Source organism: Flavobacterium defluvii, from assembly GCF_900129555.1.
Classification (GTDB): Bacteria; Bacteroidota; Bacteroidia; order Flavobacteriales; family Flavobacteriaceae; genus Flavobacterium; species Flavobacterium defluvii.
The window spans coordinates 207,691-227,800 of sequence record NZ_FQWC01000007.1; the positions used below are offsets into that span (position 1 = coordinate 207,691).

Genomic DNA, 20,110 nt, shown 5'->3' on the forward strand with positions numbered 1-20,110 from the left:
TATTTTGATGTGACAAAGATATAAATGTAATTTGAATTAGAATACATAAAATCTCAAAAAAAACTTTTCGAATTTTTAAAATTTGTTAAATTTTGAATTCTGAGTTTTTTATAAAAGCTTAATTTCCAATTGCAATAGTGTTATTTACATTAGCTCTAAAATCTGGATTTCCTTTGATATTTGGCAGTGTAAACAACTCGCTATTCTTCCATTTTGAGTATTCTATATTCGAATTTGGATTGTAATAATTTTGAATTTCGTCATTTGCGCTAGAAGATTCGCTGGTGATTCCGCCATTGCAATTGTTTACAATTATGTTTTTGAAACTCAGTTTAGCCAGATTTTCTTTCCCGCTTCCAATGTTACTTTCTAACAAAACAAAAGGCGAAAAACCAGATACAATGGCATTGCTTAAATTGAAATATGTATTTTCTCTAACAAAAACAGATTCTCGAACTAATCCCTGATTGTTTTCTTCTAAATTAACCAAAGTAATGTTGCTGGCATTAATTTTAGTCATTTTTTTGCTCATATCTGTGTTTTGAACTTTGTCGTATGAATCAACTTCGAAACATCTTGAGCCTGAAATATCTGATGAAAAAGGATGACGAATCGCAATACTATTATTGATATTGATTTGTGCGCCTTGTGTAAAATCAAAATCATCATCTGTAGTTCTATACGAAATTAAATTTGTCATATTCAAATCTCCACCGTAACATTCGAAAGAATCGTCGTTAGAAAAGCTGATTTGAATATTATTTAAAATCGTTTTTCTTCCAACACCTGCTAACGAAAGTCCGTTAAGTTCTTTTTCAGAACTTAATTTTCTGCCGGCAAATTCTACTCTGACATATTTTAAAATTCCGGAATTATCTTCGGCATCCTGACCTCCGTAATGATTTAAAATAGGATCTAAATTAAAAGGAAGTGTATGAAGTCCGCCAAGTGAGTTAATTGGTGCTTTTCCTAAAATGATGATTCCGCCCCAGTCGCCCGGGCGCCTGTCTGCAATTTCTTTGTTTGAAGTAAAAACAATTGGATCAGTTTCTAAACCTTCGGCTACAATTTTTGCTCCATTTGTAACTACAAGTGTACCGCAGGTTTTATCATCGCCTCGAATTACTGTTCCTGGCTCAATAGTTAAGATTGCATTATTGGTTACATAGACAATTCCGACTAATTGATAAGTATTTCGCTTTACCAATCTTGTGTCTTTGTCGATTGTTCCCGCAATTATATTCGTAGCTTCGCTGTATTCTTGTTTAGCAGGATTAAAATTGGTCCAGTTGTTCATCCAGTTATTAGTACCAATAATTCCTTTTGCCTGCTGCTGGGCTTGTAGAAAAAAAGTGCTTAAAAGTGTAATAATTATAACACGTATTTTTGTTTTCATAGCTATAATTTTAATGTCTAGTTTTGGATTTTTAATTCCTCAAAATTAGACCCCGAATGTTAATCAATACGGGCATAGTTATTATGAAAGCGTTATTTTACGGTTAAGAATGTTATGTTTATGAAAAGGATAATAAAAAAAAGAAACCCCAATAGAATTAACTATTGGGGTTTTTCTTTATATATGAATTAGTAAGCCTGAAATTAGAATTTTAAAGCTACAGTTAATTCAAATTCGTCATTGATAGTTTTATCTCCTAAACCTTCGAAGAAACTTCCAGAACCATATTTAATATCGTATTTAGTTCTGTCTACTTTAAAAGCAGTTGTTGCAGTGTTTCCAGCTACAGTAATATCAAAAGTTACAGGTTTAGTGATTCCTTTGATAGTTAAATCAGCAGTTACAGTATAAACGTCAGCAGATTTAGCACCAATTTTTTTGAAAACTAATTTTGAAGTTGGGAATTTTTCAGTTCCAAAGAAATCGTCAGCTTTTAAGTGACCGTTTAATTTACCTTGGTATTCTCCAGTTAAATCTGTAGAAGTTAAAGAAGTCATATCAACTGTAAAGCTTCCTCCAACTAATTTTTTTCCTTTGAAAACTACAGCACCTTCTTTAAAGTTTACTGTTCCAGAGTGCTCTCCAGTTACTTTTTTACCTACCCATTTAATAGTAGAAGCTTTTACGTCGATTTTTTTAGTTTGAGCGTTTACTGAGATACCAGCAGCTGCTACGAATAATGCAATTGCAATTGTTTTTAAATTTTTCATGTTGTTAAAATTTGAATTTGATTAATAATAATTATATAGTGATAAATAATTCCTCGTGAGATTTTCTAACTTTTTTGAAATGCTGAGCGTCATCCTCATCATGTCTGTACCCTACAGCAGCAATAACAGCAGCATTTAAGCCAAGTTTATCGAAACCTAAGATTCTGTTGAATTCTGCCGCGTTGAAACCTTCCATAGGTGTAGCATCTATTTTTAATTCAGATGCTGCAGCTAATAATGTTCCTAAAGCAATATAAGTTTGTTTTGCTGTCCAGATATTTTTAGCATCCTGTGATAAATTTGAAATCACGCCGTTCATCATATCTGCAAAGCCACCTAAAGCTTCGGTAGGAATACCTCTTGTTTCGCTAATGTTTTTGATGTAAGCGGCTACAGATTCTTCTCCGGTGTTTAAGTCATTTGCAAAAACAAAAATTTGAGAAGCATCTGTAAGTTGTGTTTGTCCGTAAGCAGCTGCTTTTAATTGTTCTCTAATTTCAGGATTTTCGACGATAACAACTTTATAAGGCTGTAATCCGTATGAAGAAGCAGCTAATCTAACAGCTTCTTTAATAGTATTTAAATCTGCAGAAGATATTTTTTTAGATGCATCATATTTTTTAGTTGCATATCTCCAATTTAAATTCTCTAATAATGTGCTCATAATATTAATTTTGTTGGGTTCGGTATTTTTCTAATAATTTATTTAATAATTCTAATTCTTCCTGACTTATATTGTCGGCAAACATACGCTCGTGCTCGTCTACCTTTGGATCTAATTCTTTTAAAACATCCAGTCCTTTTTGTGTAATTAAAACCTCGATCTTGCGGCGGTTTCCGGGACAAACATTTCTTGTCACAAATTCCTTCAATAATAATTTGTCAACTAATCGGGTAGTGTTGCTTGTTTTAGCCAGCATACGTTCTTGTATCACACACATATTAGCAGGTTTTCCTTTTTGTCCTCTTAATATACGCAGCACATTATATTGTTCTCCAGACAGATCATACGGTTTCATTATTTCGCTGAAATGATCCTGAATCACATTTTGTGTGTACATAATGTTCAGAATAACTTTTTTCGCATTATCCATCTTAACCGTACTCTTAATAACCTCTTCAATTGTCATAGTCGTAAGTGTATAATTTGTATATACAAATGTATAAACTTTAATAGTTGTATATACAAATGTTGTGTTAATTTTTTGTTAATTTGAAATATTGCTGATTCTCAATAAAATAAAACTAGAATAAAAATAGCATATTTTTAGTTTTAAAACGCTGACATAATGATATTTAACTTAAAATTAAAATGGCTTATTTCAACTTGTGCAATGTTTTGGATTCTAATGGAGTTCTTACAATTCAAAATATGCATTTTTACAAAATCAAATTCAAAATTTTAATAATAGGGGCGTGCCACCATCCCGATAAGAGGGCAAAACAACTTTGCGCTTATACGCCCTCTTATCGGGATGCTGTCGGGCTTTCGCTGCTACTTCGGTAGCTTAGCTCAATCCCTCACGCAGGCAAACGAAATAAAAACCCCGACAGGTTTTCCAGAAACCTGTCGGGGTTTAAATATATTATTTAAATAAAGAATTAAATTAGTTGTTTTTCATAAGCTCTTCTGGCACCGCCTCTAAAATAGACCTGACCACAATATGTATATTTTAATTTATCCAAAATTTTCAGCATCGGAACATTATCAAAATTGGTATCTACCTTTATGCTGTAAATATTATTTTCAAGAGCTAAACCTTCAATACTTTCAAATAGTTTTGTGGCGATCCCTTTTCCTTTTGCCAATTTTGAAACTGCTACGCGATGTACAACAGTATAATCGCCATTGCTCAGCCATTTGCCCTCGATACCTTCGTAAGCAGGTTCTTTGTCGAAAATAATAGCAGCATAACACAAAATCGATTCATTTTCTGTTAATACGTAACCGTAACCATTATCTATATCATTTTTAATAGAAAGCTCATTAGGGTAACCGTCCTGCCATTGTGTACTTCCGTCTAATCTTCTTTGTTCAATTGCATCCTGCAGTATTTTCCATATTACAGGTATTTCAGTAATAGCAGCTTTTCTTAATACTAGTTTTTCTGTAGAATCCATTTTTAGATTTAACTTTATAAGGAATTAATGAGGCAGTTTATCTTTTATCAAACCATAAAACCAGGTTCCTGCAATAGCACTTAACAATGTAACTACAATTACAGTTGCTCCAGTTCCAATTTGGGCAAAAAGCGGTCCCGGACATGCTCCGGTAATTGCCCATCCAAAACCAAATAATAATCCGCCATAAATTTGTCCTTTATTGAAAGTCTTAGGCTGAATTTCGATTTTTTCTCCATCAAGAGTTTTGACGTTGAATTTTTTAATCAGAAATACTGAAATTACGCCAACTACAACAGCGCTTCCAATTACCCCATACATATGAAATGACTGCAAATGAAACATTTCCTGAATACGGAACCAGCTGATAATTTCGGCTTTTACGAATACAATTCCGAAAAAGATTCCGACGATTAAATATTTAAGATTTGCTAATGCATTTTCGTTTTTGTGACTTGCATTAATTCCTTCGCCGTCTATATTTTTATTTTCTAAATTGCTCATTTGTCAAATTTTAAAGTGAAAGAATATAAGGTAAAATCAAAAGTGACATTACAAAACCGCCAATCATAAAACAGATGGTAGCTACCAATGATGGCCATTGTAAATTTGATAATCCCATAATAGCGTGTCCGCTCGTGCATCCGCCTGCATAACGAGTTCCAAAACCTACTAAAAATCCGCCTGCAATAATCATAATAAATCCGCGAAGCGTTACTAAACTTTCCCACGAAAATAATTGTGAAGGAACTAATCCCGTATGATCTGTAATTCCATAAGAGGCTAATTGATTTGAAAGTTCTGGCGTAATTTGAATATCATTTGGATTTGATAAAAAGTAAGCAGCAATAACGCCACCGAAAAATATTCCCAAAACGAAAAATAAGTTCCAGCTTTCTTTTTTCCAGTCGTATTTAAAAAACGAAATATTTGCGGGAATACAAGCCGCACAAATATGACGAAGGGAAGAACTAATCCCGAAAGATTTATTTCCTATAATTAATAAAATAGGAACAGTTAATCCAATTAACGGACCTGCTACATACCAAGGCCAAGGTTCTTTAATGATTTCTAGCATTTTTTTTAAGGTTATAAGGTGCTAAGATTCTAAGTTACTAAGGCTTATTTAAGATTCTGATTAATTAAGTTTAAAAGTAAAAAAAACTCAGAACCTTTGCATCTTAGCAGCTTAGCCTCTTTAAAATTATTTTAATACTTTACTCTGGCAAACGAAATCTGATTTTGGAATTTCAGTTTTTGCGATAGCTCCAAAACCACCGTCAATTTCGCTAAAATTCCTGAAACCACGCGCTTGCAAAATCGAAGCTGCTATCATACTGCGATAACCGCCGGCGCAATGCAGGTAAAAATGCTCATTCGGATTAATATCTTTTACCCAGTCATTAATATAAGCCAAGGGTTTGCTGTAAGCATCTTCAATATGCTCTGCTTCATATTCGGTTTCTTTACGAACATCAACAACTTTATCTTCTTTAAGATTAAACTTAGCAGCAAATTCTTCTGCCGAAATTCGGTTTATGGTATCAATTTCAAAACCGGCTTTTTCCCACGCTTCGAAACCGCCTTCAAGATGACCAATAATAGTATCAAAACCAACACGACTTAAACGTGTTACGGTTTCTTCTTCAAGACCCAATTCGGTTACTAGTATAATAGGTTGTTTTACATTTCCAATTAAAGTACCAACCCAAGGAGCAAAATCACCATTGATTCCAATATTAATAGATTGCGGAATAAATCCTTTGGCAAAGTCACCGCTTTTACGAGTGTCTAAAATCAAAGCTCCGGTTTCTTCGGCAACAGCCTCAAATTCTTCGGCTTTAATTTCTTTCATTCCGTTATGCAAAACAGTTTCAAAGCTTTCATAACCGCCTTTGTTCATGGCAACGTTCATGCTGAAATAGGCTGGAGGAGGAAGTAAACCGTCGGTTACTTCTTTAATAAATTCAGCTTCGGTCATATTAGCGCGCAAAGCATAATTTGTTGCTTTTTGATTTCCGATAGTCGAAACAGTTTCTTTACTCATGTTTTTTCCGCAGGCACTTCCAGCACCGTGCGCAGGATAAACAATTACGTCATCGGCTAAAGTCATAATTTTATCTCTTAAGGAATGAAATAAAATTCCGGCTAATTGATCCTGAGTCATTCCGGCAGCTTTTTGCGCCAAATCCGGACGGCCAACATCACCAATAAATAACGTATCACCAGAAAAAATGGCGTGATCTTTTCCGTCTTTGTCAATCAATAAGTAAGTGGTACTTTCCATAGTATGACCCGGAGTATGTAAAGCTTTTATCGTTACATCTCCAATTTTGAATTCCTGTCCGTCTTTTGCAGAAATGCAGTCAAATTCGCAGGCAGCATTTGGTCCGTAAACAATTGGAGCCTGAGTTTCTTTGCTTAAATCGATATGTCCCGAAACAAAATCGGCGTGAAAATGTGTTTCAAAAATGTATTTTAGTTTAACATTATCGCGTTCCAAACGATCCAGATAAGGCTGAATTTCTCTTAGCGGATCAATAATTGCCGCTTCTCCGTTTGAAGTTATATAGTATGCACCTTGTGCGAGGCATCCGGTGTAAATTTGTTCTATTTTCATGATATGAATTGAAAAATGATGGGATACAAAGATAACTTTGTTTTCTTTTAAAATAGGTGACTTATGTTACAGAAATTTGATTTTTGTGTAAAAAACATTGATTTTCTCATGAGGCGTTATATTAATTAATTTAAACTTGAGCAATTACGCCTTAAGCTTTAATTTTGCAAATGACGAATATCATTTTAAACTAAATAAAAATGAACACAGAAGATTTATTAAATCAAATTGCTTTTATAAAAGAAATTGATAAAGTAAAATATATTCAGCGAAAAACGAAGCTCTTTAATAGCGACCGATGCGAAAATGACGCAGAACACAGCTGGCATCTGGCTTTAATGGCAATTGTTCTGGCCGAGCATTCTAATGAACCTATTGATATTTTGAAAGTCGTAAAAATGGTTTTGATTCATGATATTGTAGAAATCGATGCTGGGGATGTTTTTATGTACGATACAGTAAAAAATCACGATAATACAGATGAAGAACGATTGGCGGCGAATAGAATTTTTGGTTTACTGCCCAAAAAGCAATCGGAAGATTTTATCGCTATTTGGGAAGAATTTGAAGCGGGAGAGACCAACGAAGCCAAATTTGCAAGATCTATGGACAGATTAGAACCTTTATTACAAAATACGTCTAACAATGGCGGAACATGGAAAGAGTTTAACGTAAAATATGATAAAGTTTACGAAAAGAAAAGCGTTATTAGAAATGGTTCAGAATCAATATGGAATTATGCTGAAGGTTTGATTAACGAAAGTGTAGAAAAGGGGATTTTGGAGAAATAATCAATAATAATTACTTAATCAATCAAACATAGCCTGCGGTTTCAACCGCAGGAACACAATGCATATCACAATATGTCTCCCGTGGTTGAAACCACGGGCTATGTTTAATCACGCAAACCTATACATAATATTGTCATTTCGACCGAAGGGAGAAATCACACGCGGTATTCCGCAACGTATGTCTCCAATCTTTGGAGTTTCTCGTGCGATTTCTCCCTTCGGTCGAAATGACAAACTTTGGCTTAAAACATAAGTGCAGTTTGCACATTTAAATTGTTGAAAAGTTTCACAAATATCAAGCGATAAACTTCTTTTTAACAACAACAATTCGGGTTGTAATGGTTAAATTTGTAGAACTTCATAAACAAATTACCATTATGGAAGAAATGCTCTTTTATGATCGAATGCAATTTGCCTTCACGATTACGTTTCATTATCTTTTTCCACAACTTACAATGGGTCTTTCGCTCATTATTGTTTACTTTAAGTGGAAATATCTAAAAACTAAAAACGAACAATACAATCACGCTACCCATTTCTGGATGAAAATCTTTGCCCTCAATTTTGCAATGGGCGTTGTAACAGGAATTCCGATGGAGTTTCAGTTTGGAACCAACTGGGCAAAATTCTCCGAATTGACTGGGGGAATCATAGGACAAACCCTCGCCATGGAAGGAATGTTTTCCTTTTTTCTCGAATCGTCTTTCTTAGGTTTATTTCTATTTGGAGAAAAACTTCTCGGACATAAATGGCATTTTGTAACCGGATTATTAATTATGATTGGTTCCTGGGCCAGCGGATTTTTAATCATTGCCACACATTCCTGGATGCAGAATCCGGTGGGTTATGAAATCCTTGAAAACGGAAAATTTGTGCTGAATAATTTTCAGGCTTTGTTTTTAAATCCTTGGCTTTGGCCTTCTTATCTGCACAACCAGGCTGCATCACTTGTAACAAGTTCCTTTGTTGTGGCCGGAATTGGAGCTTTTTATATTTTGAGTAAAAAGAATGTTTCTTTTGGGAAATTGTTCTTGAAAACAGGAGTTATTTTCGGATTGATTTCGAGTATTGTTGTTGCAGTTCCTACTGGAGATTTACTGGCCAAAAATGTTGTGAAATACCAACCCGTAACTTTCGCCGGAATGGAAGGAATTTTTCATACCGAGAAAAAAGGTTCTGAAATTGTTTTAATAGGTCAGCCCGATGTAAAAGATAAAAAACTCGATAATAAAATTGCTGTTCCTAATATTCTGAGTTTCCTGACTTACGGAAACTGGAATCAGGAAATTAAAGGTTTAGATCAGTTTGAAGAAGATTTGCATCCAACCAATATTTCGGGATTGTATTATGCGTATCATATTATGGTGGGACTCGGAACTGTATTTATCGGTTTAATGGTTCTTTCGCTTTTCCAATTAATTAGAGGAAAATTATTCGAAACCAAATGGATTTTATGGTCATTAATGTTCATGATGCCGTTTCCTTATATCGCCAATACAACAGGCTGGTATACTGCAGAATTAGGAAGACAGCCATGGCTGGTTTATAATTTACTGAGAACCGCATCCGGTGCATCGCCTACAGTTTCATCCGGAAATACGTTATTTACATTACTTGGTTTCATTGGTTTATACCTTTTACTGGGAATGTTGTTTTTACTTTTGATTGGAAAAATTATAAATAAAGGACCGCATCATGTGGAACTTTCAACAGAAAAAATATAAGTATGGAATTTTTTTGGTACATAGTTTTAATGGGAATTCTGGCCGTTTATCTGGTTTTAGACGGTTATGATTTTGGTGCAGGAATTATTCATTTATTTTTTGCCGATACAGAAAGAGATAAAAAAGTAATTACAAATTCGATTGGTCCGTTTTGGGATGCTAATGAAGTTTGGCTGATTGCGGCCGGAGGTGTTTTGTTTTTTGCTTTTCCAACTTTATATGCGTCATCTTTCAGCGGATTTTATCTGCCTTTGATTATGATTTTATGGCTTTTGATTTTCCGTGCAGTAGGTTTAGAAATGCGCGGACAAGTGCATCACCATATGTGGGAAAGTATCTGGGATAAAGCTTTTGGAATTGCGAGTTTACTTTTGGCACTTTTCTTCGGAATTGCCCTAGGAAATATTGTTCGCGGTGTAAATCTAGGAATGGTTCAAAATGGCGTTTCAACTCAGGAAGCGCATTATTTCTTTCTTCCTTTATGGAACCCGACTTTTAGTCCGCAGGCAAATGAATTGGGAATTATCGACTGGTTTACGCTTTTTTTGGGAATAGTAAGTGTTGTTGCATTAACGATTCACGGTGCAAACTGGATTATTTATAAAACAAATTCATCTTTAAACCCAAAACTTAAAAATGTGGTTTTTGTATTGAATATTGTTCTGCTGGTTTTAGTTTGTATATCCTTGCAGGTTTGGCATTTTATCGAGCCAAAACCGTTTCATAATTTCGTTGAAAATCCAATTCTTTGGTTTTTTCCGCTTTTGACTTTCGTTGGAATTTTGGGATTATTTAAAGTACGTTCGTTTCAAAAAGACGGTTACGGATTTATGTTTTCGACTTTCTTTTTAGTGGGTGGATTTGCTTCAACAGCCGTTTCGATTTTTCCGAATGTTCTGCCTTCGACTAATAAAGTAAATCCGTCGCTAACAATCTACAATACAGCCGCTCACGAATACGGATTGAATGCCGGATTGAGCTGGTTTTTTATCGCTTTGTTTTTGGTGATAGTTTATTTTGTTATTCAATATAGAGTTTTTAGTGGTAAAATGGATGATGTCGGGTATGGGGAGCATTGATATTTGTTTTTTAGTCACGACTCGAGCGATAGCGAACAGGCGAAGCAATTCACGAATTAATTACATCAATAGCCTCCAGTTTTAACTGGAGGTTTTTTGTTGAGATTTGAATTGGGCTTTAGCCAAACTTTGCGTTTTTTGGCTAAAGCCTTTTTTGTATACATTTGTTTACCTCCAGCTAAAGCCGGAGGCAATTCATTAATAATATTAAAACCAAAAAACGTCATTTTACCTGAGTGTGCGTTAGGGATAGAAGCGGTATCCTTTTTGTTTTTTCTTTAAAAACAAAAAGATATAGCGGATAGCCCGGCCGGAGGAAACGTCCAAATATTTCATATTAAATTTCTTTAATATAATTTTTCCAAATATTGTATTTGATTTCCTTTTTCTTAGTTTTGTTAGAAGAGAAATAATTAAAATTTTGAAAGATGTATAATTGTTTTGATATAGCGAAGTACTTCATAGAATTGGCAAAAGAAGAAGGCATGGGACTTGACCCAATGAAATTGCTAAAGCTTACTTATATTTCTGATGGATGGCATTTGGGAATCACCGGAGAGCCCCTTTTTGACAATGAAATCCAGGCATGGAAATACGGAGCGGTTATTCCGGATTTGTATTATGCCATACGAATGTTTGGGAAAGATCCTGTTGATCCGTTTTTGTTGAATATTTATGCCAAAACTCCATTAAAAGAAGAAGACAAAGAATTCCTGAAAAAAATCTGGGACAATTATAAAGGTTTATCGGGATTACAGCTCTCGGCATTGACGCATGAAGAGGGAAGTCCGTGGTCGCAGACTTGGGACGGAACGCAGGATGCTGTTATCGGAAATGATTTAATTAGAGAATATTATAAGGAAAAACTAAATAGTTAATGGAAAAAACTTTAGCAGAAAAATTACCGCAAAGCGCTTTAGGAAACGATATTATTAATGTTCCGAAAGATGTAACGAAAGAAGCTGAAAAAGAAGATCATTTAATGAGACCTTATGATCCGAAAAGTCATTCGGAATATATTGAATTGAAAAGGTTTGAAATCGAACAAGCAAATGAAAGTCTGGAGCGAAAGCTTAGACAAGAAAATGCCAAAAAAGCTTTTATTTTTTCCTCAAGATGGGCTATTTTTATTGCTCTTGTTATTTTACTGCATGGAGCGGGTGCATCTTATAAATTCTTTATTTTATCGCAAACAGAATTTTTGTTTGTGGTTGGCACTTTAACAACTTCAATTTTTACTTTTTATACTTTGGTTTTAAGATATTTATTTTACAGAAAACCAAATGCCAAAACTGCTGAAAAGAAAACGGTATAAATAGTTTTAATCTTTGTCAAAGTTTTAAACTTTGACAAAGATTGTCTACAAGTAAAACTAAAACAAAACCTCTTTAGCAATTATATAAAATCCCATTATGAGAACAAACCAGCCAAAAAGCGGTTTTAATTTTGCGCCGTTAATTTTTTTAGAAAGCTGGCTTCCAATAAGCATTCCTAAAAGAGCCATTCCCGAAACGCCTAATAAAAAAGTATAATCGATTGGAGTTCCAATATATAAATCACCTCCAAAACCTATTGAGGAATTAATTGTAATAATCAATAATGAAGTTCCAACGGCTTGTTTCATTGGTAATTTGGCAAAAAACAAAAGTGCCGGAATAATCAAAAATCCGCCGCCGGCTCCAAGAAATCCGGTTACAATTCCCACTAAAAAGCCGATGATACTTAATTGAATATAATTGGTTTCGGTACTTTTTATTTCAGGAAGGTTTTTTCGAATCATCGAAATTGCTGCGGTTATCATTAAAACCGAAAAGACAATCATTATCAGAAAATCTTTTGAAACCGTATATGAAGCAATTGAAAAAAGTGTTGCCGCAATTTGAGGAAATATTACTTCGCGGATTATCAAAATCGAAATCACAGACGGAATGGCAAAATAAAGTGCCGATTTCAATTTCAAATTCCCCATTTTATAATGGCTGTAACTTCCGAATAAAGCGGTTAATCCAACAATAAATAAAGAATAAGAAGTGGCCTGATCAGGATTTACTTTAAAAAGATAAACCAAAATAGGAATGGTCAGAATAGATCCGCCGCCGCCAATTAAGCCCAGCGAAATCCCGATTATAATCGAAGCAAAATATCCTAAATATTCCATTGCATTTATTTTTATGCAAAGTTGCTTCGGAAATTAGAAACCTACAGTAACATTTATCACAGAAAGAATTATTAAACACAAATTTCACTAATTAACACGAAGTCAGATGTCATATTGAGCGAAGTCGAAATACTTTGCGGGTTCTCTACTTCGCTCGAACTGACATTTTTCAATAATCAAATCTGTGTTAATTAGTGAAATTTGTGTTTAATAACTCAATCTGATTTCGATTAAGTTTGACCAAACCGCGTTGTTCCATTTTTTTGAGTAATCTGGAAACCACTTCACGTGAAGTGTTCAATTCAGTTGCGATTTCCTGATGTGAAAGATTAACTTCAGAGCATCCGCAGGCATCAGAATGTTTTTTTAAATAAAACTCTAAACGTTCGTCCATAGAACGGAAAGCGATATTATCGACAACTTCCAGAACTTCTTCAAAACGGCTTCTATAGGTTTCAATAACAAATTCATACCAGGAACGGTGCTCCATCATCCATTTGTCCATCATTTGTAGCGGGATCATCATTACTGAAACATCTTCGACAACTTTTGCCATAATCTGGCTTTTTTCGCTCTTTGCGGTACAAATCATAGAAATAGCGCAGGCTTGTCCCGGCTGGAGATAATACATTAAAAATTCGCCGCCATCTTCGCCTTCACGATAAATTTTGATCTTGCCTTTAGTAATCAAAACCGTGTTTTTAATGTATTGTCCGGTACGCATTAAAATAGTTCCTGCCTCAAAATCCTGATGGCTTCCGTTTTCTTCAATTGTAGCAATAAGTTCACTTGAGAAATTAGGAAAGATATTTTTTAATGAATTTTGCATTTATTGTATTTTTAAACACATAGAGACATAGGATTTTGAAACTCGATAAAGGCGTTTCACTTTCATAAATGCACATAGCTATGTGTTGATAATATATTATCTATTTTGAACTTTACTTAAAATTTAATCTATGTTTCTATGTGTTGAAATTTGTTTTTTTGACACAGATTTTACAAAATTCCAGAAATAAATTCGTGAAATTTGTGACGAATACTTTTATCAAAAAGAGATTAAAAATTATAATTTTTTACAAAGATAATAGTTTGAAATGGTAATAATTGTCAGAAAACTATATTTAAGGGTGTTTTGTGCAAATGAAAAAATCCTATTTTCTATCGATTTTGCAGACTATATTTTTAAAAATAGTAAGTAAATTTGTAATTCACTGATTATAATACTTTCTCTAAAACGTTTTCTGAGAATAATAATCGAAATCGCATTTAGAACGTTTTTAATTAATAGAAACGTCGTAATTTTACAAAAAACACATATTATGAATTTATCACAAGAAGATTGGGTTAATCAGCTGGCTGCTGACGAGAATGCAGTTATACTGGACGTAAGAACTGAAGACGAATTTAATGATGGCTATATTGAAAATGCTGTAAACATTGATATCAATAAAGGTCAGGGTTTTATTTATGAAATCGAAGAATTAGATAAAAATAAAAACTACTACGTGTATTGCCGTTCTGGAGCAAGAAGCGCTAAAGCATGTCAGATTATGAATGAGTTAGGCATAGAAAATGCCTATAATCTGCTAGGCGGAATCCTGGATTGGGAAGGCGAAACCGTACAACCATAAAAATGAAGAAGAGGCGAAAAAAAGCCTCTTTTTTCATTAAAATGCTATTAATAACCAAATAAAAATTACCAGATTATGAGTTTAATTCCTGAAGAATTTGAAATTAAAAGCCTTATAAATCAAGATACCTACCTTGTAAATGGAGAATTAAAACAATGGACAGGGCAAACCACACCTGTTTTTTCGACTATTTCTTCTACAGAAAAATACACACCTACTTTATTAGGTTCCATTCCTTTTATGGCCGAAGCCGAAGCTGCAGAAGTTGTAGAAGCTGCAAATGCTGCCTATGATAAAGGACAAGGATTATGGCCAACAATGAAAGTTGCTGATCGTATTAAATGCATGGAAAATTTTGTTACGCAGATGAAAGAAACCCGCGAAGAAGTGGTAAAACTTTTAATGTGGGAGATTGGAAAAAACCTTGGTGATTCTCAAAAAGAATTTGACAGAACTGTCGAATATATTTACGACACAATTGCCAGTTATAAAGAATTAAACGGACGCAGCGCACATTTTGAAAAAGTGCAGGGTGTAAACGCTATGATTCGCCGCGGGCCTCTTGGAGTTGTTTTGTGTCTTGGACCATACAATTATCCGTTAAATGAAACTTTCTCATTGTTAATTCCGGCTTTAATTATGGGTAACACCGTGATTTTTAAACCTGCAAAACATGGTGTTTTATGTATTTCTCCATTATTGGAGGCTTTTAGAAGCAGTTTTCCAAAAGGGGTTATCAATATCGTTTACGGTAGAGGAAGAGAAGTAGCTTCTCCAATTATGAAATCAGGAAAAATTGATGTTTTGGCATTAATTGGAAATAGTAAATCGGCGATTGCTTTACAAGATCAGCATCCAAATAAAAATAGATTACGTTTAATTTTGGGTCTTGAAGCTAAAAACCCTGCAATTATCCTTCCGGATGCCGATTTAGATTTGGCAATTCAGGAATGTATTACAGGAACTTTATCTTTTAATGGACAGCGTTGTACGGCTTTAAAAGTATTATATGTTCACGAATCTATCGCAGAAGAATTTAACAGAAGATTCTCTGAAAAAGTAGATGCATTACCATTCGGAAATCCGTGGGATAAAGGTGCGGCTTTAACACCGCTTCCGGAAACGGATAAACCAAAATACATTCAGGGATTAATTGACGATGCGACAAGCAAAGGCGCAAAAGTACTGAATGAAAAAGGAGGAAAACACACAGATAACTATATATTTCCGGCAGTTTTATATCCGGTAAACAACAAAATGCGTGTGTATCACGAAGAGCAGTTTGGTCCTGTAGTTCCAATTATTTCTTTTAAAGATATTCAGGAACCACTTGAAGATATGGCCGAATCTAACTACGGGCAGCAGGTAAGTTTGTTTGGAAAAGATATTAAAACTCTTGCACCGCTTATCGATGCTTTGGTAAATTTAGTGTGCCGTGTGAACTTAAACAGCTCTTGCCAAAGAGGTCCGGATGCTTTCCCGTTTACAGGTCGTAAAGATTCTGCTGTTGGTACTTTAAGTATTCCAGATGCTTTGCGTTCTTTCTCAATTCGTACGTTTGTCGCTTCAAAAGATATCGCTTATAACAATGAAATTTTGCAGGAATTGCTAAACAGCAAAGAATCAAATTTCATTAATACCGATTATATTTTGTAGTATCAAGGTTATATATTAATTGTAGACGCCGTCTTTTTCTTTTTGAATTAGACGGTTTTTCTTTTTTAGCTTCTAAGTTACTAAGATGCTAAGGTTCTAAGTCGCTAAGTTTTTTGATTTTATAACCTGGAAGATAAATTTTATCAATTTTGTAACTTTATTTTAAAAATACGGTCTTATTATAAAACACTTAAATTTTATAAAACCAAAAACCAGCTTATGAAAAAAAGACTATTACAATTTGCATGTATTGCATTTTTGTTTTTGGCACAAACAGGCTTTTCACAAGAGCTTTATATGCCAAGAAATATTAAAGAGGCTTATGCTAAAGGAACCCGTTCAACAGATGGAAAACCAGGAAAAAACTATTGGCAAAACCATGGTACATATACTATGGATATTACTGTAGATGCCAAAACAAAAATTGTAAGCGGAACTGAAACAATTGTTTATGAAAATAACAGCAATGACAGTTTAAGAAATTTACCAATTCGTTTTGTAAATAATCTTCACAAACCATCTGCTCCAAGAAGCGGAAATGTAAGCGATGATTTTTTAAGTAACGGATTAACCATTACTTCTTTAAAAATTGCCGGCGAAGTGTATAAAGAAGATGCCAGAGGCTGGGGAACTGTTGGAAATGTAAAGCTAAAAAAAGCCATTGCACCGCATTCTAAAATAACAATCAATATCGATTGGAATTATCCTTTATCGAAAGAAAGCGGAAGAGAAGGACAAATTGACGAAACTACTTTTTTTGTAGCTTATAGTTATCCGCGTGTAACTGTTTTTGATGACTATAACGGCTGGGACAGAATTCCGCATACTGATCGTCAGGAGTTTTACAATGACTTTAATGATTATATTTATTCTGTAAAGACACCAAAAAATTATGTGGTTTATGCAACTGGAGATTTCTTAAATCCTGATGAGGTTTTACAGCCCGAATTTGCAGCGCGTTTGAAAAAGTCGTATGTAACAGATGAAATTCTGCATATCGCAAACGAACAGGAAATGAAAAACGGTTTGGTAACAAAACAAAACGAGTGGAATGTCTGGAAATTTGAAGCCAAAAACATTTCTGATGTATGTTTTGGTTTAAGTGATCATTATTTATGGGATGCGAGCAGCGTTGTGGTTGACAAAAAAACAAATCGCCGTGCAAGTGTTCAGGCGGCTTATGATATAAAAGGAACTGATTTTGTGAATTCAGTTAAAAACAACCAATACGCTTTGGATTGGTTTTCAAACAACTGGCCGGGAATTCCTTATCCGTTTTCGAAAATGACAGCTTTTCAGGGATTTGCCGATATGGAATATCCGATGATGTGTAACGATTCTCAAATGGATGATCCAAAATTTGCACAATTAGTTCAGGATCACGAAGTAGCACACACTTATTTTCCATTTTTCATGGGAATCAACGAAACACGTTATGCTTTTATGGACGAAGGCTGGGCAACAACTTTTGAATATTTAATTGGAATTGCCGAACACGGTAAAGAAGCTGCTGATAAATTCTATAAAGAATTTCGAGTTGAGCAATATATTAACGACAAATCTACAGAAGAAGATCAGCCTATTATCTCAATGTCTACTCAGGTTTCCGGGCCGGGTTACGGAAATAACTCTTACGGAAAAGCTTCTCTTTCTTATATCGCCTTAAAAGACTTACTTGGCGATGATTTATTCAAAAAATCGCTTCATCATTATATGAATACATGGAACGGTAAACATCCAATTCCGTGGGATTATTTCAATTCGATGAATACAGGCTCAGGAAAAAATCTCAATTGGTTTTTCAATAACTGGTTTTTTACAAACAATTATATTGACCTTTCTGTGAAACAGGTTTCAAAAAATACAATTTCTGTAGAAAACAAAGGAGGTTTTGCCATTCCGTTTGATGTAAATATTATTTATGCAGACAATTCAACAGAAACAATTCATCAGACACCGGTTGTTTGGGAGAAAAACCAAAAATCGATTTCAGTAGCTTTAAACACTAAAAAACAAATTAAGAAAGTTACTCTCGATGGTGGAATTTTTATGGATGCAACACCAGATAATAATACATGGAATTCTAAATAATTATTTGACTTAACTATATTTATAACCGCTTTTCGAAGCGGTTATTTTTTTATTGTTAAAAAATAAGTAAAAACCTACATTTTTAAAAATATTCATTACGTTTGCGGTATTCAAATGCTTAAAAAACCAATGAAAAATTTTTTAATTCTTATCATTTTTTTCTGTTCAGTAACTACAAAATCTCAAAATGCTGATAAAGAGAAGTTTCAAAAAAATAAATACGAATTAGCTGTTTCTTATTTAAAGAAATCAAATTATATAAAAGCTTTGGAGCAGTTTTCTATTGCGTCAAAGATTAAACCCGAAACGGAGATAGCTATAAATTCGTTACAAGAAATAGATACTTTAAAAGATATCTTAAGAAAAGAAATTCTGGAAAAAATAAGCGGAACCTGGATAATGACCGGTAACAAGCCAATCTGGACAGTCGATTCTCATAAAGAATTCAAAGAGAAAAACAATGACGAGCTGATTGAGGTAAATCAGGACAAAATTTTATTTTATAAACAGGATCGTAAATCAAAAATAAAAACCCTAATTAAAACAGAAGATCTGGTTTATTTTAATAATGACAGGGCAGATGATTTGTATTCGGCCATTATATTATCTGACGGTAAAATTTGGGATTATTATTTGGATGAAAATAATACCGTTTTAAGGGCTATTAATATTGCAAAAAAAGGCAGAAAAGGAGTAGAAAAAATTGAGACAAATAATAAAGAAGTATATTATACAAAAGCGAAATAATTATTTAAAAAGCAGAAAAGAGAATCTAAAATTGATTCTCTTTTTTTATTCCCGGTATTTGACTTTAACTATTTTATAAAGCTTAGATTTGTATTAAAATAAATACATTCAAAATAAATTATAAATGTCTGGAGAAAAAGATTTGGAAAAACTGCTTAAAACGATGAAACCTGAACAAAAATCAGGAGATTTTGTTTTTTGCAAAGTTGATAAACTGGAAAATTTTGATTTAGAAAAAATTGAAATGTTTTTTAGAGAAGAAGAGGGCATAACTTTAATTGTAAGAGAAGAAACCGCTCAGAAGCTAAAATTAGATTATTCTGTTGTAATGGCATGGATTACGCTTACAGTGCATTCATCACTGGAAGCCGTGGGTTTAACAGCAGCATTTTCAAAAGCACTTTCGGAGAAAGGAATAAGCTGTAATGTCGTTGCTGCATTTTATCACGATCATATTTTTGTCAATAAAAATGATGCAGAAAAAGCTATGAAAATCTTAAACGCATTTTCAAACTAAAAACAGTATTGAACCAAAATGTCTTAGTTTCGCTTGTGTTTTTTTTAAAGAAAATTGTTTAATTTACGTTAAATCCTAAAAAGAAAAAAAATAATATTGGTATGTTTGAAAAGTAAAAAACAAACGCCCCAATCATGAAAAATTATTTAATTCTCATCGTTTTGCTTTTTTCAGTAAAAAGTATATCGCAAAATGACCCAAAGGAGAAATTCCAAAAGAACAAGTACGAACTGGCAGTTTCCTATTTTAAAAAATCGGACTATGTCAAAGCTCTTGACGAATTTTCTATTGCTTCAAAAATTAATCCCGAAAATGAAATTGCACAAGAGTCTTTAAAAAAAATAGACACTTTAAAAGAAGTACTTAGAAAAGATATTTTAAAAAAAATAAATGGAACATGGCTGTATACAGGCGATAAACCAAATTGGACTGTAAATGCTAAAGAAGATTTTAAAAATAAAAAAGCAGACAAACTAGTCGAAGTAAGCAATGATAAACTTTCATTTTACGAGCAGGATCGCAAAACAAAAGTGAAGAAGTTAATTAGAACTGAAAAGATTGTATATTTCAATAATGAAAGGTCAGATTCTTTATATTCTGCCATTATCTTATCTAACGGTACTATATGGGATTGTAATTTCGACGAGAGTTCTAAGGTTATAAGAGCTATTAACATTGCGAAACAAGGAGAAAACGGAGTTGAAAAAATAACAGAAAATAACAAGGAAGCTTATTTTACTAAAGCAATATAATTTTCAATTTTCAAAATTTTGAAAGGAATCTAATTTTAGATTCCTTTTTTTTTA

21 protein-coding genes are annotated in these 20,110 nt (G+C 33.6%); 11 read left to right on the forward strand and 10 right to left on the reverse strand.

From position 1 onward, the window contains the following. Positions 1–118: 118 nt before the first annotated feature. The 8 genes from BUC29_RS15930 to BUC29_RS15965 all read right to left on the reverse strand — a co-directional run bounded on the left by BUC29_RS15930 (position 119) and on the right by BUC29_RS15965 (position 6,907). A complete protein-coding gene (locus BUC29_RS15930; protein WP_073417163.1) occupies positions 119–1,396 on the reverse strand; it encodes a hypothetical protein in 1,278 nt (425 codons plus the stop codon). Positions 1,397–1,599: 203 nt separating this feature from the next. Continuing rightward, positions 1,600–2,166, reverse strand: a complete 567-nt coding sequence (locus tag BUC29_RS15935; RefSeq protein WP_073417164.1) for a YceI family protein — start codon at positions 2,164–2,166, stop codon at positions 1,600–1,602. Positions 2,167–2,197: 31 nt separating this feature from the next. After that, entirely contained in the window at positions 2,198–2,830 is a 633-nt protein-coding gene (locus tag BUC29_RS15940; RefSeq protein WP_073417165.1) for an NAD(P)H-dependent oxidoreductase, read from the reverse strand. A 4-nt stretch (positions 2,831–2,834) separates the two neighbouring features. Next, positions 2,835–3,296, reverse strand: coding sequence for a MarR family winged helix-turn-helix transcriptional regulator (locus BUC29_RS15945; protein WP_073417166.1), 462 nt, complete (start codon positions 3,294–3,296; stop codon positions 2,835–2,837). A gap of 472 nt (positions 3,297–3,768) precedes the next feature. Beyond that, a complete protein-coding gene (locus BUC29_RS15950; RefSeq protein ID WP_073417167.1) occupies positions 3,769–4,287 on the reverse strand; it encodes a GNAT family N-acetyltransferase in 519 nt (172 codons plus the stop codon). Between the two features lie 24 nt (positions 4,288–4,311). Beyond that, complete coding sequence (locus BUC29_RS15955; RefSeq protein WP_139260534.1) at positions 4,312–4,791, reverse strand: DUF6691 family protein; 480 nt, start codon at positions 4,789–4,791, stop codon at positions 4,312–4,314. A gap of 10 nt (positions 4,792–4,801) precedes the next feature. After that, the gene (locus tag BUC29_RS15960; protein WP_073417168.1) at positions 4,802–5,365 is read right to left on the reverse strand and encodes a YeeE/YedE family protein; all 564 of its coding nucleotides are present in this window, start codon (positions 5,363–5,365) and stop codon (positions 4,802–4,804) included. 126 nt (positions 5,366–5,491) lie between these two features. Further along, positions 5,492–6,907 carry an MBL fold metallo-hydrolase gene (locus BUC29_RS15965; protein WP_073417169.1) on the reverse strand — a complete coding sequence of 472 codons (1,416 nt, stop codon included), beginning with the start codon at positions 6,905–6,907 and terminating at the stop codon, positions 5,492–5,494. A 200-nt stretch (positions 6,908–7,107) separates the two neighbouring features. Between BUC29_RS15965 and BUC29_RS15970 the strand changes: the two genes are divergently transcribed. From BUC29_RS15970 to BUC29_RS15990, 5 genes are all read left to right on the forward strand, one after another. Beyond that, a complete protein-coding gene (locus BUC29_RS15970; protein WP_073417170.1) occupies positions 7,108–7,698 on the forward strand; it encodes an HD domain-containing protein in 591 nt (196 codons plus the stop codon). A gap of 377 nt (positions 7,699–8,075) precedes the next feature. Continuing rightward, complete coding sequence (locus tag BUC29_RS15975) at positions 8,076–9,422, forward strand: cytochrome ubiquinol oxidase subunit I (protein WP_073417228.1); 1,347 nt, start codon at positions 8,076–8,078, stop codon at positions 9,420–9,422. 2 nt (positions 9,423–9,424) lie between these two features. Beyond that, positions 9,425–10,501, forward strand: coding sequence for a cytochrome d ubiquinol oxidase subunit II (cydB, locus tag BUC29_RS15980; protein WP_073417171.1), 1,077 nt, complete (start codon positions 9,425–9,427; stop codon positions 10,499–10,501). A 428-nt stretch (positions 10,502–10,929) separates the two neighbouring features. Then, positions 10,930–11,379 carry a Panacea domain-containing protein gene (locus tag BUC29_RS15985; protein ID WP_073417172.1) on the forward strand — a complete coding sequence of 150 codons (450 nt, stop codon included), beginning with the start codon at positions 10,930–10,932 and terminating at the stop codon, positions 11,377–11,379. Further along, positions 11,379–11,816 carry a hypothetical protein gene (locus BUC29_RS15990; RefSeq protein WP_073417173.1) on the forward strand — a complete coding sequence of 146 codons (438 nt, stop codon included), beginning with the start codon at positions 11,379–11,381 and terminating at the stop codon, positions 11,814–11,816. The genes BUC29_RS15985 and BUC29_RS15990 overlap by 1 nt, the downstream gene beginning before the upstream one ends. A gap of 57 nt (positions 11,817–11,873) precedes the next feature. On the opposite strand, the gene BUC29_RS15995 is transcribed toward BUC29_RS15990, so the two are convergent. Continuing rightward, complete coding sequence (locus BUC29_RS15995; RefSeq protein ID WP_073417174.1) at positions 11,874–12,659, reverse strand: sulfite exporter TauE/SafE family protein; 786 nt, start codon at positions 12,657–12,659, stop codon at positions 11,874–11,876. Between the two features lie 187 nt (positions 12,660–12,846). Beyond that, entirely contained in the window at positions 12,847–13,488 is a 642-nt protein-coding gene (locus BUC29_RS16000) for a Crp/Fnr family transcriptional regulator (RefSeq protein ID WP_073417175.1), read from the reverse strand. Positions 13,489–13,981: 493 nt separating this feature from the next. Here BUC29_RS16000 and BUC29_RS16005 point away from each other — a divergent pair, with 493 nt between their 5' ends. The 6 genes from BUC29_RS16005 to BUC29_RS16030 all read left to right on the forward strand — a co-directional run bounded on the left by BUC29_RS16005 (position 13,982) and on the right by BUC29_RS16030 (position 20,056). Next, positions 13,982–14,293 (forward strand): rhodanese-like domain-containing protein, encoded by a 312-nt coding sequence (locus tag BUC29_RS16005; protein ID WP_057120946.1) that lies wholly within the window; start codon positions 13,982–13,984, stop codon positions 14,291–14,293. 75 nt (positions 14,294–14,368) lie between these two features. Then, the gene (locus BUC29_RS16010) at positions 14,369–15,949 is read left to right on the forward strand and encodes an NADP-dependent glyceraldehyde-3-phosphate dehydrogenase (RefSeq protein ID WP_073417176.1); all 1,581 of its coding nucleotides are present in this window, start codon (positions 14,369–14,371) and stop codon (positions 15,947–15,949) included. A gap of 219 nt (positions 15,950–16,168) precedes the next feature. Continuing rightward, the gene (locus BUC29_RS16015) at positions 16,169–18,040 is read left to right on the forward strand and encodes a M1 family metallopeptidase (protein ID WP_073417177.1); all 1,872 of its coding nucleotides are present in this window, start codon (positions 16,169–16,171) and stop codon (positions 18,038–18,040) included. A gap of 129 nt (positions 18,041–18,169) precedes the next feature. After that, positions 18,170–18,787: a hypothetical protein gene (locus tag BUC29_RS16020; RefSeq protein WP_073417229.1), complete on the forward strand. Its 618-nt coding sequence runs from the start codon at positions 18,170–18,172 to the stop codon at positions 18,785–18,787. A gap of 124 nt (positions 18,788–18,911) precedes the next feature. After that, positions 18,912–19,304: an ACT domain-containing protein gene (locus tag BUC29_RS16025; protein WP_073417178.1), complete on the forward strand. Its 393-nt coding sequence runs from the start codon at positions 18,912–18,914 to the stop codon at positions 19,302–19,304. A 134-nt stretch (positions 19,305–19,438) separates the two neighbouring features. Further along, positions 19,439–20,056 (forward strand): hypothetical protein, encoded by a 618-nt coding sequence (locus tag BUC29_RS16030; protein WP_073417179.1) that lies wholly within the window; start codon positions 19,439–19,441, stop codon positions 20,054–20,056. Positions 20,057–20,110: the final 54 nt, after the last annotated feature.